The 16,824-nt window shown below is 37.5% G+C and carries 16 protein-coding genes and 1 other RNA gene; 10 read left to right on the forward strand and 7 right to left on the reverse strand.

Annotated features, from left to right (window positions below; genetic code table 11):
- Positions 1–124: 124 nt before the first annotated feature.
- The gene (gene bioA / locus ACYQ0O_RS11700) at positions 125–1,414 is read right to left on the reverse strand and encodes an adenosylmethionine--8-amino-7-oxononanoate transaminase (RefSeq protein WP_459893274.1); all 1,290 of its coding nucleotides are present in this window, start codon (positions 1,412–1,414) and stop codon (positions 125–127) included.
- Positions 1,415–1,725: 311 nt separating this feature from the next.
- On the opposite strand from bioA, the gene ACYQ0O_RS11705 reads away from it, so the two are divergent.
- Positions 1,726–2,133, forward strand: a complete 408-nt coding sequence (locus ACYQ0O_RS11705) for a cereblon family protein (RefSeq protein ID WP_459893276.1) — start codon at positions 1,726–1,728, stop codon at positions 2,131–2,133.
- A 54-nt stretch (positions 2,134–2,187) separates the two neighbouring features.
- Here ACYQ0O_RS11705 and ACYQ0O_RS11710 read toward each other — a convergent pair whose 3' ends face one another.
- From ACYQ0O_RS11710 to ACYQ0O_RS11725, 4 genes are read right to left on the reverse strand one after another with little or no spacing between them, the layout of a single operon-like run.
- Positions 2,188–4,005: a methyl-accepting chemotaxis protein gene (locus ACYQ0O_RS11710; RefSeq protein WP_459893278.1), complete on the reverse strand. Its 1,818-nt coding sequence runs from the start codon at positions 4,003–4,005 to the stop codon at positions 2,188–2,190.
- 54 nt (positions 4,006–4,059) lie between these two features.
- Entirely contained in the window at positions 4,060–4,707 is a 648-nt protein-coding gene (gene nadD, locus ACYQ0O_RS11715; protein ID WP_459893280.1) for a nicotinate (nicotinamide) nucleotide adenylyltransferase, read from the reverse strand.
- A gap of 30 nt (positions 4,708–4,737) precedes the next feature.
- On the reverse strand, positions 4,738–6,000 hold the full coding sequence (locus ACYQ0O_RS11720) for a glutamate-5-semialdehyde dehydrogenase (protein ID WP_459893282.1): 1,263 nt from the start codon (positions 5,998–6,000) through the stop codon (positions 4,738–4,740).
- A 19-nt stretch (positions 6,001–6,019) separates the two neighbouring features.
- Complete coding sequence (locus ACYQ0O_RS11725; protein ID WP_459893284.1) at positions 6,020–6,775, reverse strand: MBL fold metallo-hydrolase; 756 nt, start codon at positions 6,773–6,775, stop codon at positions 6,020–6,022.
- A gap of 166 nt (positions 6,776–6,941) precedes the next feature.
- On the opposite strand from ACYQ0O_RS11725, the gene ACYQ0O_RS11730 reads away from it, so the two are divergent.
- The 9 genes from ACYQ0O_RS11730 to ACYQ0O_RS11770 all read left to right on the forward strand — a co-directional run bounded on the left by ACYQ0O_RS11730 (position 6,942) and on the right by ACYQ0O_RS11770 (position 14,610).
- Positions 6,942–7,619, forward strand: coding sequence for a tetratricopeptide repeat protein (locus ACYQ0O_RS11730; protein ID WP_459893286.1), 678 nt, complete (start codon positions 6,942–6,944; stop codon positions 7,617–7,619).
- Between the two features lie 2 nt (positions 7,620–7,621).
- Positions 7,622–9,460: an indolepyruvate ferredoxin oxidoreductase subunit alpha gene (iorA, locus tag ACYQ0O_RS11735; RefSeq protein ID WP_459893288.1), complete on the forward strand. Its 1,839-nt coding sequence runs from the start codon at positions 7,622–7,624 to the stop codon at positions 9,458–9,460.
- Positions 9,460–10,050: an indolepyruvate oxidoreductase subunit beta gene (locus tag ACYQ0O_RS11740; RefSeq protein WP_459893290.1), complete on the forward strand. Its 591-nt coding sequence runs from the start codon at positions 9,460–9,462 to the stop codon at positions 10,048–10,050. Before iorA ends, ACYQ0O_RS11740 begins: the two co-directional genes overlap by 1 nt.
- 32 nt (positions 10,051–10,082) lie before the next feature.
- Positions 10,083–10,610, forward strand: coding sequence for an FmdB family zinc ribbon protein (locus tag ACYQ0O_RS11745; protein WP_459893292.1), 528 nt, complete (start codon positions 10,083–10,085; stop codon positions 10,608–10,610).
- A complete protein-coding gene (locus tag ACYQ0O_RS11750) occupies positions 10,607–11,377 on the forward strand; it encodes a tetratricopeptide repeat protein (protein WP_459893295.1) in 771 nt (256 codons plus the stop codon). The genes ACYQ0O_RS11745 and ACYQ0O_RS11750 overlap by 4 nt, the downstream gene beginning before the upstream one ends.
- Positions 11,370–12,113 (forward strand): cyclic di-GMP-binding domain-containing protein, MshE-related, encoded by a 744-nt coding sequence (locus ACYQ0O_RS11755; protein ID WP_459893297.1) that lies wholly within the window; start codon positions 11,370–11,372, stop codon positions 12,111–12,113. Before ACYQ0O_RS11750 ends, ACYQ0O_RS11755 begins: the two co-directional genes overlap by 8 nt.
- A gap of 15 nt (positions 12,114–12,128) precedes the next feature.
- Entirely contained in the window at positions 12,129–13,838 is a 1,710-nt protein-coding gene (locus ACYQ0O_RS11760) for an ABC-ATPase domain-containing protein (protein ID WP_459893299.1), read from the forward strand.
- Positions 13,839–13,944: 106 nt separating this feature from the next.
- Positions 13,945–14,347: RNase P RNA component class A (rnpB, locus tag ACYQ0O_RS11765), an RNA gene on the forward strand.
- 29 nt (positions 14,348–14,376) lie between these two features.
- The gene (locus ACYQ0O_RS11770; protein WP_075069599.1) at positions 14,377–14,610 is read left to right on the forward strand and encodes a hypothetical protein; all 234 of its coding nucleotides are present in this window, start codon (positions 14,377–14,379) and stop codon (positions 14,608–14,610) included.
- Between the two features lie 23 nt (positions 14,611–14,633).
- Here the strand turns inward: ACYQ0O_RS11770 and ACYQ0O_RS11775 are convergent, their stop codons facing one another.
- A complete protein-coding gene (locus ACYQ0O_RS11775; RefSeq protein ID WP_459893301.1) occupies positions 14,634–16,337 on the reverse strand; it encodes a bifunctional sulfate adenylyltransferase/adenylylsulfate kinase in 1,704 nt (567 codons plus the stop codon).
- A gap of 4 nt (positions 16,338–16,341) precedes the next feature.
- On the reverse strand, positions 16,342–16,743 hold the full coding sequence (locus ACYQ0O_RS11780; RefSeq protein WP_459893303.1) for a DnaJ family domain-containing protein: 402 nt from the start codon (positions 16,741–16,743) through the stop codon (positions 16,342–16,344).
- Positions 16,744–16,824 lie beyond the last annotated feature (81 nt).

Consider the following 16,824-nt stretch of genomic DNA (forward strand, 5'->3'; position numbering starts at 1 on the left):
AAATCGTTAACTTTTTTTGTGTTGCGTTTTCACTCACGCAACGGAGAAAGGACTATATAGATATCACCTCTACTTGTCAACAACTTTTTTTTAAAAAATATATTTTACTCATAACCAATTACAATTATTGATAAATTTTCCTATCAATTACCTCATATATGGCATCAACTAAAATTTCTATCTCTGACTCTTCTATTATGTAAGGGGGCATGATGTAAATAAGATTTAAAAAAGGTCTTATCCACACCCCTTTTTCCACAAAAAACCTCTGTATTTTAGCTACATCCACATTTTTTTCAGTTTCCACTACCCCTATTGCACCAAGTACTCGAACATCCCTAACCCCTGGCAAAAACTTTATCCTTTCCATTTCTTCCTTTAAGGTCTTTTCTATTTTCCTTACCTTCTCTTTCCAGTTACTGGACAAAAGAAGATCTATTGATGCATAAGACACAGAACAGGCAAGGGGATTGCCCATAAATGTGGGACCGTGCATAAAAACCCCTGGCCTCCCTTCTGATATTGTCTTGGCAATATCTCTTGTACAAAGGGTAGCCCCAAAACTCATGTAACCACCAGTTAATGCCTTGCCAACACACATTATATCTGGATCAACCCCAGCCAAATCACTTGCAAATAGTTCACCAGTCCTTCCAAATCCAGTTGCTATCTCATCAAATATTAACAACAAATTATATTCATCACACAACTTTCTCAACTTCTTAAGATATTCTACGTGGTAAAACCTCATACCCCCTGCACCCTGTACCACTGGTTCTAATATTACAGCAGCTACTTCTTTGTGGTGGCTTTCAATTAAATTTTTTATATCCAATATATCCTCATCGTCCCACTTAGAACCATAAGGTATTTTAGGCTCCCTGGCAAAATAGTGTTTTGGCAAGATATTTTTAAAGATCTCATGCATACCTGTCACAGGATCACAAACCGACATGGCCCCAAAGGTATCCCCGTGGTATCCCCGTCTAATGGTAATCAACTTGGATTTCTCTCCCATATCTTTTGAGATCCAATATTGGAAGGCGAGTTTTATTGCAACTTCCACTGAAACAGAACCTGAATCTGTAAAAAATACAGCATCCATTGACTTAGGGGTTATTTCAGTTAGTTTTTTGGCCAATCTCACTGCTGGTTCATGGGTAAACCCACCAAACATCACATGGGCCATATTCTCTAGCTGTTCCTTTATGGCCTCATTTAATATTGGATGATTGTATCCATGTATAACAGCCCACCAGGAAGCCATGCCATCTATGAGTTCTCTTCCATCACAAAGTTTAATTCTAACCCCTTTTGCTTCTTCAACTGGATAAACAGGCAAGGGATTTTTCATTGATGTATATGGATGCCATATGTGGTGTTTGTCAAAATCCAGAAGTTCTTTTATATTCATCCTATTACCCCTTCCACACCTGTATCTTTTAACTTTTTAACTGCCTCATTCACAACTTTAGATATATTAATAACTTTCCTATACCCAAAAACTTATTTTTATATCTAAAAACACCATATTAGACTTTACAAAAACCCCTTTTCCTTTAAAATAGAAAGGGTCTATTATATTAACCCAAGTTTGTCATTTTGATAAACTTGGGTTAGGTAAAAATATTTCCAACTGATTTAATTTTAAAAATTCATTAAAAGAACTTTGATCTGTTTCATAGTCTACCTCTGACCACTAGAATTCTTTAAGGAACTGTGTTTATGGCTATATTACAACACATTTTATTAAAAAAAGGTACCTCAACCAAGTTAGATATTGTAATCAAAGAACAAAATCAAAAACTCCAACAAAAAAGTGAAGTACATTATTTGTGTAAGTTTTGCAAAACCAAAATCACGTCAGCCAAGTACAAGATTAAAGTAAATGGAAAATTTAGACATGTTTGTGCAAATCCCCATGGTTATTTATTTGAGCTTGGATGCTTTTCAAATGGTAAAAACTTTGTACCTGCTGGAAATCCCAGCAAGGAGTTTACATGGTTCCCTGGCTATGCATGGCAAGTAATTTTATGTGCTACGTGTTTTGCTCACCTGGGATGGTTATACACAACCTCAACTAACTCTTTTCTTGGCCTAATACTCACAAATCTTATTGAAGAAAATAGCTAACCTTAAATTACAAGAATAAGGGGTGGAATAGCATCCCACCCCTTATTCTTTGTCCTATGTGTTTCTTAAATTTTGTATTATATCATATAGTTCCTGGGATATCCTGGTAAGGTCAATAACTGCTTGGGCTGACTGGTTCATTGCTTCAGCAGTTTCCTGGGAAATAGTTGAAATGTTGGAAATAGTCTCGTTAACCTCTGATATGTACGAGGTAAACTCTTCCATGGTCTTGGCAACTTCTTGGACTTCAGATGCTAATTTTTCAATAAATTCAACAACTTCATTCAATCTCTTCCTGGAATCCTTGGCAATTACGTTTATTTTATCAATGGTTTCCGCTGCATTGTGCGTATATTGAATATTCTCATTCACACTCTCTTTGACTTTCTTTATAAATTCTCCCACTTCACCTGTTGCTGTCATAGTCTTTTCAGCAAGTTTTCTCACTTCATCTGCAACCACTGCAAATCCCCTGCCTGCCTCACCTGCCCTTGCAGCCTCTATTGCTGCATTTAGAGCAAGGAGATTGGTTTGATCAGCAATATCTCTTATCACCTCAGTTATCTGGTCAATTCCTTCGGCATGGTGTCCTAGCTCTTCCATGGTTTCCCTAAGGGACTTGGAATTTTCATATAGATATGATATGTTGGCTACCAATTCCTTTACCATATCCTCTCCCTCTTTAGCCTTGAGTTTAGTCTCTTGTGCCAATGTGGCAAGTTGTAAGATATTTGATTGCTTTTCTTGAATTGACAGGTTTATTCGTTCCATGGATTCAGTAACATCTCTAACCATTAATTCCTGTTCCCTTGTGCCCTTTGCTGTTTCTTCAATTTGTGAAGACATCTGCTCTGTTGCTGAAGAGAGCACCTCCACTATCTCCTGTAGCTGATTTGCAGCCTGTCTCATACCTTCAGCCTTTGCTTCCTCTGCCTTTTTTCTAGCATCTTCAGCTAATCTTAAAGCATCCCTGGCTTTCTTTGATTCTTCCAATGCCCTTTGTTCCTTTTCCCTTGAAGCCTTAAAGAGTTCCTTTAGACTAATAATCATGCTCCTCAAAGAACCGTCTAAAAGATAGCCAATTTCATCCCTTGAAACCACGTTTATTTGAACATCTAAATTTCCCTCTGAAACCTCATCTGTAACCCTGATGACTTCATTTATGCCCTGGGTAACTAATTTACTCAAAAGATAGGCAGAAAGGATTCCCCATATACATGTGCCTAAATAAAATATAATGCCCTTTTTTAGGAAAAACATAAATGCATCGCCTAGTTCCTGGCTATTGTGAAAAGCTGAAAGCCCAACTATGACCATACCTATGCCACCACCAAAAAATAGGAGTAAAGAAGCCTTAAATATCCTTGCCCTTATCCCAAATGCCTTGTGTTCCCTAGATAAAGGGATGTCAGATGTCCATCTCTCCCATTCAGCACTTAGGGCCAAATCAAAAGGAGGCCAAAAAATGAAAAGTAGAGCCACAGAAAGCAAAACATCCATTGTATATTCCATTGGATCAATAAACTCCCGGCCAAATATCGCAAAATTTGGACCTATAGTGGCCATTATTGTTGCCATTATCAAATACCACTTGGGAAGGGAAGAAGCCCTTTTTTGGGCCACTACCAGATCTTTCTCATTCCTGGTCGTACGGTAAGTTTCTACATCTTTTATATGCCGCCAAAGTATATAATAGGCAACTGGCATAAATATGGCCAACCACAATATCCCTCCAATACCAAATTGTATCTTCATTAATTCTTTAAGACTCCATAGTTTTAAAAAAACATTTATACCAAACCATACATACACTACAATAATAAACTGAAAAAACCAGAGGAAATAAAACTTCTTTTTTCCTGATTCTATCATTTTTTGTCCTCCTTGAAATTGTCTGTTGAAGTAAACTAATTGGGAAGAAAGTAATTACACTCCTTTTGTATTGGCATAATTACAGTACTCAACATGTATTTTTTTCTCAATAGACTCTGGAACAAGTCCCATCAATGATTTTTTTTGTGCCACCTTATGTCTAATAAGAGAGCTGCTGATCTCCAGTCGGGGAATTTCTATATAGTGTAGTTTATATTTACCAATATTCCATGTGTATTTTTCTTCTTTTTTTATCTTAAAATTTGAACTTATAAAAAGTTCCAGGTTTTTCAGATCTCCCTCTCTCCTTCCAACCACTATAAAATTACTTAAGTCAAAAAGTTCTCTCCACTTATACCAATTAGTTAAGTGCACTATTTCATCCCCTCCAATTACAAAATATAGGTCATGATCTCCATATATCTTTCTCAACTCTCTTAAGGTAGTTACAGTATAAGATGGCCCATTCCGATTAGCTTCTATGGTATTGAGTTTCAAAAACGGAATTTTTTCTATTGCCATTTCTAGAAGTTCCACACGTTTTTCAAATTCAAGCAATTTTCTATCCAGTTTATGGGGTGGTCTTGGAGCTGGGATAAATTCAACTACATCTAAGTCCATTTGCTCTTTTACTTCAATGGCCACCCTAAGGTGGCCATTATGAACAGGATTAAAGCTTCCACCCACAAGTCCTATCTTCATGTTTCCCTCAAAGATAGTGTTCTCACAAATCTAAATACGCACCTGTCCTTCACCAAAGGCCACAAACTTTGTTGATGTGAGCTCTTTAACCCCCATTGGACCGTATGCATGGAGTTTAGAAGTGCTAATTCCTATTTCTGCACCCAGCCCCAGTTCTCCCCCATCATTAAATCTAGTGGATGCATTGACAAGTACCAGTGATGCGTCCACCTCTTTTAAAAATTTCATGGCCCTTTGATGGTTGTTTGTCAAAATGGCCTCAGTATGATTTGAGCCATATTTCATAATGTGTTCTTGAGCTTCGTCCTGACTGGCTACCACCTTAACCGCCATTTTAAGTTCCAAAAACTCATATCCAAAATCTTCAGACCTGGCCTCCTCGGCCCATTTTTCCAAATAGTTATAAGATTTTTTATCTGCCTTGAATAAAACACCTGCCCCTCCCAATTTTTCTCCCACCTTTGGGAGCAGGATAGGTGCAACTTTTTCGTGAACCAATAGACATTCTAAGGCATTGCATACACCTGGTCTTTGGACCTTTGCATTATATATTATTTCAACAGCTTGATTAACATCCACATCTTGGTCAACATATATATGACAAACACCCTTGTAGTGCTTTAAAACTGGCATCCTGGCTCCATCAACAACAGCCCTAATTAGCCCTTCTCCGCCCCTTGGGATTATAACATCAATATATTCATCTAATTTTAACATCTCAGTAACAGCTTCTCTGTCAGTGGTTGGAATAAGCTGAACTGCATCCTTTGGTAAATCCACCTGAGAGAGGGCCTTTGAAAACAATTTGGCCAACACCTGATTTGAGTAAAAGGCCTCAGATCCACCGCGAAGTATAACTGCATTGGAAGCCTTGATGCACAAAATTCCAGCATCAATTGTAACATTTGGACGAGACTCATAAATCATACCAATGACCCCCAGGGGGATCCTCATCTTACCTACCAAAAGTCCATTTGGTCTTTTCCACATGGACTCTATTGCCCCAACTGGATCTGGTAGGGATGCAACCTCTAAACACCCCTTTCTCATGGACTCTATAACCTTGTCAGATAGGGTGAGCCTATCAATTTTTGCACTGCCAAGACCCTTTTGCTCAGCCAGCTCCAAATCCTTTCTATTTTCCTCCTGAATATATGTCTTTTCAGATTCAAGCATATCTGCGAGCAACATAAGGGCCTTGTTTTTTTTCTCAGTGGATGCATTTGCCATTAATTTTGAAGCCATTTTAGCACGTTTTGCTATATCCAATACCAAATCTCTTATATTAGACATATTTAACCTCCACACCTTTTTAGATTTTTATTTTATCACCTGGCAATGGAATAAAGACATTTATGTCACTAAAATCCTTTTTATTTTTGTCAAAATATGAAACAATGCCATCCCTTGCATCCCTTTGCATGTGAACAGCTGCAAAGTTTTCTGCACCAACCCTTCTGGCAAACTCTATACAGGCCAGGAAATTTCCATGGCCGTAAATATCCTGGTCCAATAAAAATGTCTCCTGGACCATGAGATCACACCCTGATGCTATCTTATATGATCCTTCTTTAGGGGGACCATCGCCACTATAATATAATGTTTTCTCCCCATCAGAAGTTCTCACTCCCAAATTTGGTTGGGAATGACCAGTATATGCTGGGGAAAATATTATGTCTTCTATTTCCTTTTCATCTCCTTCAACCAATTCATGAAATATATAATCAAAGGAAATCTTATCTGCCAGGGTGGGAAATGCCAGCTTCATTGCAGAGGTAACAACATATTTGATCCCTTTATGTCCAACAAAATGAAGGGGCCGCTCTCTTCCCTGTTCCCAGAATCTCAGCAAAAGTAGAGGAAGGCCCAAAAAATGATCTCCATGGAAGTGAGATATCCATACAATATCTAACTTATTTACATCTTTTTCATATTTAAAAAATTCATGGGCCACGCTAAAACCACAGTCCATGAGCACAGCCTTTTGGTTTCGAGTGTAGACTAGTAGAGAAGTATTTGGACACCTCTCATCGCATGCCTCACCAACACCTAAAAAAATCACCTCCATATACGTCTCCTCAAGCAAATATAGTTATACAAGTTCTGTATCCTGTTCCCTGGGATACTTTGACTTTTAACTGCCTATAAATTATTTTGACCTTTTTATTCTAAGAGGTTATAACCACCTTTCAAAAAAATAATTTTATTCACAAACTACACGGAGGTGAACCCAAATGCAAGCCAAAAAACAAGACAAACTCTCTATACCAATAGAAGAGGAAATAGCAAAAGAAGCAATGCCCATTGTGGAATGGATTATGTCGCACTTAAAGGAAATAATCATTGGCACTTTAGTCATAGTCCTTGTGGCAGTCTCCTATTCAGGATACAAGGTCTATACCCAACATGCTTTAAATAAAGCCAAAAAGGAGCTGGGTAGCATATTAGTCCTAAAAGATAACAACCAGAAAATATCTAAATTAAATAATATGCTTGGGGAGGCTCCATCAAATATTAAACAGGCCATACGACTTGAGATGGCTAAACTATACATAAATACAAAACAATATAAAAAAGCCCTTTCAATGTTTAAGGAAATCGCAAAAAAAAGTGACGATCCAGATGTTAAGGTTATAGCACAGTTAGGAGAAGCCAATTGTCTGAAACTTATGGGTAAAAAGGTGGAGGCCTTAAAGATACTGGACAAATTAAAAGACAATGATCAATATGAGCAAATAGTTACAATGGAAATTGCAAAACTAGCAGAGGATACTGATAATATAAATGAAGCCCTATGGGCATATAAAAAGTTGAAGTTAAATGTGGGTGCAAATGATCCAACTGGTATGTTTTATCAATATAAAATAGCTCAGCTAGAGCAAAAACTACAAACTACTATAAAGGGAAAGTAATTATGGGAAACATATTGCTTGATTCCAAGGCAGGATCAAAACACCTTATTTTAGGAAATGAGGCTATTGTCAGAGGCGCAATTGAGGCTGGAGTTGGTTTTGTATCGGCCTATCCTGGGACCCCTTCCTCTGAAGTTCCTGACACTTTTTTTAAACTCTCTCCATATGGAGAATTTTATTTTGAATATTCAATAAATGAGAAAGTGGCCCTTGAAGTTGGTGGGGGGGCAGCCCTTGCAGGAATTCCCACGCTGGTAACCATGAAACATGTAGGGGTAAATGTTGCTGCTGATCCCCTGATGAGCCTTGCTTATATTGGCACACCTGGAGGTCTTGTACTCTTAAGTGCAGACGATCCTGGATGCCACTCTTCCCAAAATGAACAGGACAATAGATATTACGTCCGTCTAGCTGGTCTACCCTGTTTCGAGCCTGCAACTGCACAAGAGGCAAAGGACATGACAAAAGAGGCACTGGTTTTGTCCAGGAAGTGGCAACAGCCAGTTATGCTTCGTACCACCACCAGGGTAAATCATCTAAGGGGCCCAGTTGTGTTTGGAGAAAAAATTCAAGCTCCAAAGGCAAACTTTAAAAAGGACCCATTTAGATTCGTTCCCCTTCCTGCAATTGCAAGACTACGTCATCCAATTCTCTTAAAAAATCTGGAAAAAATAAGAAAAGAGATTGAAAACCATCCATTTAACAAGGCCAGGATAAAGACTAAAAAGGGAATAATCGCATCTGGAATCTCCAGGGCCTACTTAAATGATGTGTTAAGTGATTTAGACCTCTTTGACCAAATATCTGTGTTTGAGCTGGGAATTACCTATCCTTTACCAGAAGACACCATATTAGATTTCTTAAAACAGATGGATGAAGTACTCATATTAGAAGAACTGGAACCCATTTTAGAGGATAGTGTGCGTGTCATTTGCCAAAAGAACGAGTTAAGTACAAAGGTATATGGAAAAGACAATAATCTTACCAGGCTCTTTGAATACTCCACAAAAAAAATAGAACAGGCAGTTTTAAAATTTCTGGGAAAACCTGAGAGAAAATCTCAGGCCTGCGAAGAAGAAAAGGATCTACCAGGAAGACCCCCAAACCTGTGTGCTGGATGTCCCCACAGGGCAGTATATTATTCTGTTAGAAAGGTCTTTGGAGATGAGGCAATATATGCAACAGACATTGGCTGTTATACCCTTGGTTTTTTGCCTCCTCACAGGGCATGCGACTTTTTATTTTGCATGGGTTCCTCAATATCTGGGGGATCAGGAATGGCAAAGGCCACTGGTAAAACTGTAATTGGCTATATTGGGGATTCCACCTTCTTCCATTCAGGTGTCACTGGACTTATCAATGCTGTCCACAACAATCACAACCTCCTGGTAATAATCTTAGACAACCAGACCACAGCCATGACTGGACATCAACCCCATCCTGGAGTTTTAAAGACTCCTTTAGGGGAGAACAAACACAGGGTTGACATAGAGGCAATAGTGAGGGGATGTGGTGTAACAAATGTGGAAAAGGTAAATCCACTAAATTTGAAAAAGACCTTATCTGTGCTAAATAAATTTAAAGATATAACCGGGGTCAGGGTGATAATTGCAGAGCAACCCTGTACCTTATTTGCTGCAAGGGTTTTAAAGAAAAGGCCTCTCACTTATGCATATGTGGAGTCACAACATGAAGAAGTAGAAAAATGTCTAAAGGAACTTGCATGTCCAGCCTTTTATAAAAAAGATGGGAAGATCTTTATTGATGAACATTTGTGTGCTGGTTGTATGTTCTGTGTACAAATAACAAAATATATCAAGTCAAAGAAAAGGGAGTCATAATGAATAAAATGAGAATATTTTTAGCAGGGGTAGGTGGACAGGGAACACTTACTGCCACCAATTTAATCTCTCTAATTGCCCTGGATAAAAATATAGATGTAACATCAGGCGAAATCCACGGCATGGCCCAAAGGGGCGGCATAGTGGAGTCCACTGTACTCCTAGGTGGCTATCTAAGTCCTAAAATTGATTTAGGTGAAGCAGATATGTTGTTGGGCTTTGAACCTGTGGAGACCCTACGCGCTCTTAAATACTTGAAAAAAGGTGGAACTGTTGTCTGGAACACAAATCCAACCTATCCTGTAGGAGTGTCAACTGGTATGGAAAAATACCCGGAAATGGATTATATTGAACACAAAATAAACCAATGTGCAGATAAGACCTACAAGCTTCCTTGCATTGAGATTGCTGACAAGGCTGGTACCACCAAATGTGCCAACATGGTACTCTTGGGAGCATTTTTTTCAATAGATGTATCACCATTCACTTTAATAGAGCTAGAACAAGGTATTAAAAAATATATGTCCCCCAAAATACAGGAAATAAATATTAAGGCAGCGAGGTTAGGCAGTGAAGCATTTAGTAGTTAATTCTAGATAACAAGGGATAGGAGGTGGCTAAGATGCCTGTATATGAATTCTACTGTAAAAAATGCCATATGATATTCAACTTCCTATCAAGACGCATAAACACAAAAGACACCCCTATCTGTCCAAAATGCAAAAGCAAAAATATGCAAAGAAAGGTGTCCATCTTCTCTGTAATCTCCTCTTCAAAAAAAGAACAAGGGGAAGGAGAGATGGACGATCCAATCTCAAAGATTCTCTCCCAAGTAGATGAGCAAAAATTGGAAAAGGCCATAGCCTCACTTGCAGACCAGGCAGATAAAATAGACGAAGAAAACCCCAAGGACGTTGCCAAGATAATGAAAAAACTCTTTGAAACAACCGGACTAAAGATGGGTGGCGCAATGGAAGAGGCCTTAAAACGCCTTGAGGCAGGAGAGGACCCTGAGAAAATTGAAGAGGAAATGGGAGAGTTATTTGAAGACGAAAACTCCCTTTTTGATCTGAAAAAGACAAAAATATCAAAACTTCTGCCCCCTAAAGAGGATCAAACACTGTATGATATGGAAGAGTATATTAGATGACCCAATCAAACAATCAAGGTATATATGGAGTATTCTCCACTATCAAAACAGGGAAAATAGGAGCGTGGCAGACACAAAAAAAGAGTCGTCACAAACTACTCTTCTATGCTCAAGAAATAGACCATGAGACCATATGTATCCAGCCCATAAATAAGAACTTTGTCCCTTCTGGCCCAAAAACTGTTATCTCTAAAGAAGAATTTTTACAAAAATTCACACCAGAGCCAGATGTATACTTAAACAAGGTATATCCTTCTATGAGGGAACTCCAGAAAACTATTGCAAGGGGGGAGCGACACAGAAAAAATAAAGAATATTATAGCGCTGAATATGAGTTTAAAAATGCCCTAAAGATAGATGAAGAAAATATAAGAGCCACCTTTGGGATTGGCCTAACATACCTCGATAGGGGAGAGTTAGACAAGGCTAAAATGGTATTCAAAAGGATTTATAATCTTAACGGTGCATTTGAAAGAGAACACAAACACCTATTTAATGAATTTGGTATTAAACTGAGAAAAAACAAATTATATAAAGAGGCACTAAAATATTATCTAAAGGCATACACATTGGAAAAATGGGACGAACATCTATTTTTCAATATTGCACGGGTATTGTATGAATTAAAAAAATTTAAACCAGCACTTGAATTTATAAACAAAGGCCTAAAAATAAATCCCCACTTTCAAGAAGGAATACAACTAAAAAAAACCATAGAAAAGGAGTTAATAAAAAAATCCTCAAAAATAGGACAGTCAAATGGATGATAAATTCTTTGGAGAATATTTAGTTTCAAAGGGAATAATAGATAAACATACCTTAAACAGACTTTTAGAAGAACAAAGTAAAACCTATAAAAAAATAGGAGATCTATGCATTGAGAAGGGACTATTAGGCAAAGAAGAAGTAAAAAAAATCATTAGTATTCAACGTAAAAAAGACCTTCCTTTTTGTGAAATTGCAAAAGACTTAAACTTCCTTACACAAAAACAAATAGATGATATTTTATTTTTACAGGAAGTAACAAATCTACGTTTAGGGGAATTACTTATCAAAAAAAATATTATAACGTCTAAGGAAATGTCAAATTTCTTAAAAGAGTATATACAGATACAAAAGGAAAGAGAAAAAATTCTTATTAATGCAATAGAAAAATTAAACAGAAAACATATAAAATTAATAATAGACGTGATAAAAAATTATTTTCTCAGGATAAAAAACACCATATTAAAACCAATTTATATTAACAAAAATATTGACGATATTAGATTAGATCCAGTTTTAGAAGTTAAAATCTATAACTGTTATGAAGATATATTTTATATAAAAATCTTTAATGGAAATGATATGTTAGATGATTTTATAGAAGTTGCTAACAACTACCTTTCAAATAAAAAGATTATATTTGAAATAAATAAATCAGACAAAATAGAAGATATTCAAATTAAAAACAATATAATATTTTACTCATCCAGAAATAACACAGTGATATTATTTTACTAAATAAGGACTCAAAATATGAAAAAAGCAAATGAGTTAAGATCAGTTTTATTAAAAATAGCTGGAAGAGGATATAAGGCGTATAAAGACATTGCTGGTAGCTATGACATGGGAACATTTATCTTGATGATTGACCATGTCCAGAGTGATCCATTTGCCCCACCATCAAAGATTAGAATATCAATTGACCAGAATATAGCAAAATTTCCCCTGGAATTATTCTCAAATAGATCCAAAAAGACAGGACTTGAAGATTTTTTAGGGAGAAAATTCAGGGATTATAGTCAGCTGTTCATGAAAAAAAAAGGAACTGGATCAAGTGGAATAATCTTGATTGATGCAGGGCTTCAGGAAATAATTGAAAGGACGTCTATTAAAGTATCAAAGGATAAAATTGAAGCCCGAATATATATAGGTCTTCCAGCAGCAGGAAGAAGGATCCTTGCCAGGGAGGCAGAAGATATATTCTTTCATATATTACCTCAAATAATTGAAAAGAGCTTGATCTATAAAAATCTACCCCATATAGAGCTAACTCATTTTGTCTACTTAAACGAAGATCAGGATATTTTGAGAAATAAGCTAAAGGAACATGGACTTGTTTGTTTTGTTGGCAATGGATCTATCCTTCCAAGGGAGAGTGGGGTCAGTGACAGGCCCATGAGTAAGGGTTCGCCCACACCCTTTTTATCTCCCCCTTCCCTGGAGGTGGAATTTGATTTGCCTTACTCTGGAAAGATAAAAGGCATGGGAATTCCCAAAGGTGTCACTTTGATAGTGGGAGGAGGATATCACGGAAAATCAACCCTTTTAAAGGCAATTGAAAGGGGGGTATACAACCATATACCAGGTGATGGAAGAGAATTTGTGGTAACTGTAAAAGATGCTGTAAAGATCAGGGCAGAAGATGGGAGATTTGTAGAGGGGACAGACATATCTCCTTTTATCTCAAATCTCCCAGGCGGTGTGGATACATTTAATTTCAATACCCAAAACGCAAGTGGATCCACCTCTCAAGCAGCCAACATTATGGAGGCCCTGGAATCTGGCGCATCACTCATTTTAATGGACGAAGACACATGTGCCACCAATTTTATGATCAGGGATGGAAGGATGCAAAGGCTGGTGTCCAAATCATGTGAACCCATAACCCCTTTTGTGGACAGGATAAAAGAATTATACGAAAAACTTGATGTATCCACTATACTTGTATTAGGTGGTTCTGGAGACTATCTGGATATAGCAGACCTTGTAATTATGCTTAAGGAATACAGGGTCATTGATGTAACTAATAAGGCCAAAAAAATTTCCAAAGAGATAAAAAACTTCAGGAAAAAGGAAACCCTGGTGCCAATGGGACCTGTAAAAAAGAGAAAAATAGGACCAGGCTCCATTAAAATAACTCCAAGGGACAAAATAAAGGCAAAGGGAAAATCAAATATCCTCATTGGAAAACAGTCAATTGATATGAGTTTTGTTGAACAATTGGTAGATCCATCTCAGACCAATGCCATTGCTTGTTTTATTGAACATATCCACAAAAAATATCTGCGTGGAACAGACTATATAGTAAATATTGTGGAGAAAATTTTTAAAGAGATTGAGAAAAATGGCCTTGAGGTAATATCAAGATCCGCTCCAAAACATCCAGGCTCTCTGGCAATGATTCGAAAACACGAAGTCATGGCTGCTATAAATAGATATAGGCTACTTAAGACCAAATCTTAGCCCAGGTTTGTGAAAACCAGGGCGAGTTTTGTCTCTATACATCTTATTCCATATGATTACTTGACACATAAACCCACTTCAAATATTCTTTTATTAGGGAGATTCCAGGAGTTGGAGGATCGTCGCTCCCAGAATTTTCTGGGAGAGGAAAGTCCGGGCTCCACAGGGCAGGACGCTGGGTAACGCCCAGAGGGAGTGATCCCTGGAACAGTGCCACAGAAAACAGACCGCCCCACACCCACTTTGATGGAGACTAACCCTTCTATGCACATACTAGTCTAACTCAAAGTGGGTGTGGGGTAAGGGTGAAACGGTGAGGTAAGAGCTCACCAGCTGCTGTGGTGACACAGCAGGCTAGGCAAACCCCGTCTGGAGCAAGACCAAATAGGAAGGCATCTTGGACTGGCCCGGTCCAAGCCTTCGGGTAGGTCGCTTGAGGTTGGGAGCAATCCCAATCCCAGATGAATGACGATCTAAAACAGAACCCGGCTTACTCCCAACTCCTGGAATCATTTTTTACTTTTTAATAGGAGCAGCCATGAATATACTTTCAGTAATTTTTCCAATCCTTGTAGTTGGTCTGATGATATTTTTTTTATTTATAGGATTTAAATCAAAATCCAGGCAATCATCAAGGTCTTCATTTATAAACAATGAAAGATACATAGACGATGATCTTGATGATATGGACTTTGACTACAATGATGAAGAAGAATATGATGACAATGATGACAGCGATAACGATGACTTTGACTCATGTGATGATGATTGATCTCACCGTCATTTTCCGGTCACTTATTTAATATATCCCTGTTCTTCCAGATAGAGAATAATTTGTTGAGCTGCTTCCTGGGGTGTTAGTTCTGTAGTGTCGATGGTAATCTCAGGATTTGATGGGGGAATGTAAGGATCATCTACCCCTGTGAAATTCTTAATTAATCCCTTTTTTGCCTTTGCATACATACCTTTTCTATCCCTTTGCATACACACATCAAATGGAGTTGCCACATGGACTTCTATATATCCTCCATATCTACTTATAAGTTCCCTATTATATCTTCTGGATTCTTCATAGGGTGCTATTGGGGCACAAATGGCTATTCCACCATTTTTTGTTATCTCACTTGCAACAAATCCAATTCTCCTGACATTTATCTCCCTGTGCTCTTTTGAAAAGTTTAGTTCTGAAGACAGATATTTTCTTACAATATCACCATCTAAAAGGGTAACAGGCCTATCCCTGAGTTCCATGAATTTCACATACAATATCTTTGCAATTGTAGACTTACCCGCACCGGGCAGACCAGTTAAAAATACAGTAAATCCCTGTTTATGTCTTGGTGGATACGTATGTTTTAATTCTTCTACAACCTCTTTAAAGGAAAACCATTCAGGGATCTCCATATCAAATTCCAATCTCCGCCTGAGTTCAGAAGAAGAGAGCCTTCTAACTTTCATACCTTTTTTAACTTCTGCCTCTGGAATATACCTGCCCTCGTCTTCAAAATAGACCATTGGAGTAATGGGAACCATCTTGATACCTATTTCATCTTCATACCCCTTCACCTTTTTTTGTGCAGATCCCATTGGATAAAAAAGATTTGAGTTATTCCCTGAATGCATAAAGGGATCAGCATGATCTGGGGCAACCAGAAAATGGGTACATCCATAATTTTTTCTGATTATTGCCTGAAGCACAGCCTCCTTTGGACCTGCCTTTCTACTTGCAAATGGAAGCAGGGCAAGTGTTATTATATTTTTAGGAAAATGTTTAACAAATGCCTGGTAACACCGAATCATGGTAAAATGATCTAAGTCCCTTGGATTAGGTATCCCCACAACAGGATTTAAAAATATAGATGCATTTACCTCTCTGGCAGCCCTTAGTATCATCTCCTTATGGGCACAGTGCAGTGCCTTTTCTGTATGAAAACCAATAACATTTCTCCATCCCATTGAAGAAAAGAACCTGTGGACTTCAGAGGGAGGTTTTCTAAGTTCCACAAAATCATAATGTATAGGAAGGGAAATTCCCTCCAATCTGCCACCTAAATAGTATTCATAGGTCTCGTGATACAGCGCAAAAACAGATGGATGTTTGTTTTCATCCTCTGTACCATATATCTTTCTGGCCTCATATCTCTTATCTGGGCGATAAATATCCTCAACATGGAGTATTGCAAGCAAAAACCCCTCACCATCAAGAAGTGCCAGAGGCCCTCCCTTTGATATTTTATCAACCACTTTTTTGGGTACATCTAAATATATGGGAATTGGCCAAACTGTTCCATCTATGAGCCTTTCATTTTCAAGCACTGAGATATATTCTTTTTCATTTAAAAATCCCTTCAAAGGGTAAAAGGCTCTATTTAGTAACAATTCCAAATCACAGAGCTGTCTTTCATTTAAGCTATAAGTTGGATAATCTAAGGATTTCTCTTTTAATTCTTCTACCCTTCTAAAGTGTACAAGTAAACTTTCAGAATATTCATCCTTCATCTATTTATCCTCTGTTTTTCCTCTTTTTTACCTTTATCCTTTCCACGACTTTTTTATAATAAATCTGATCCAATTCAAGATAAACTGGAGTCTTTCTCTGTAGATTTATTTTAGACACAATTAGATTTAATTTCTGCACTTTCCTGTAAACTTCCTGTTCATCTTCACATTCCTCTAGCATTGAACATATATTTTCCACCTCTTTTCTCTGTTCTATCTCTGGATGTATGTAACCAGCATTTTTAAGTATCCTGTATGCAAGTCTATACTCTGGAGGTATATGTGAATCATCATCTAATCTAATGGGCTTTCCCTTTCCTTCAAGAGAATCGAATTCACCATTTTCCATTGCCTCTTTTATCTTCTTCTCGGCAATCATCTCTAAAACTGCAAAGTAATTGTCCATTTGTAGTGGGAAATAAAAAAATAAATTCTAATTATTACAATAAATTAGTCCAAGTTTTGATAAACTTGGGCTAAAAAAACA

The sequence above is a fragment of the Desulfothermus okinawensis JCM 13304 genome (genome assembly GCF_054654515.1).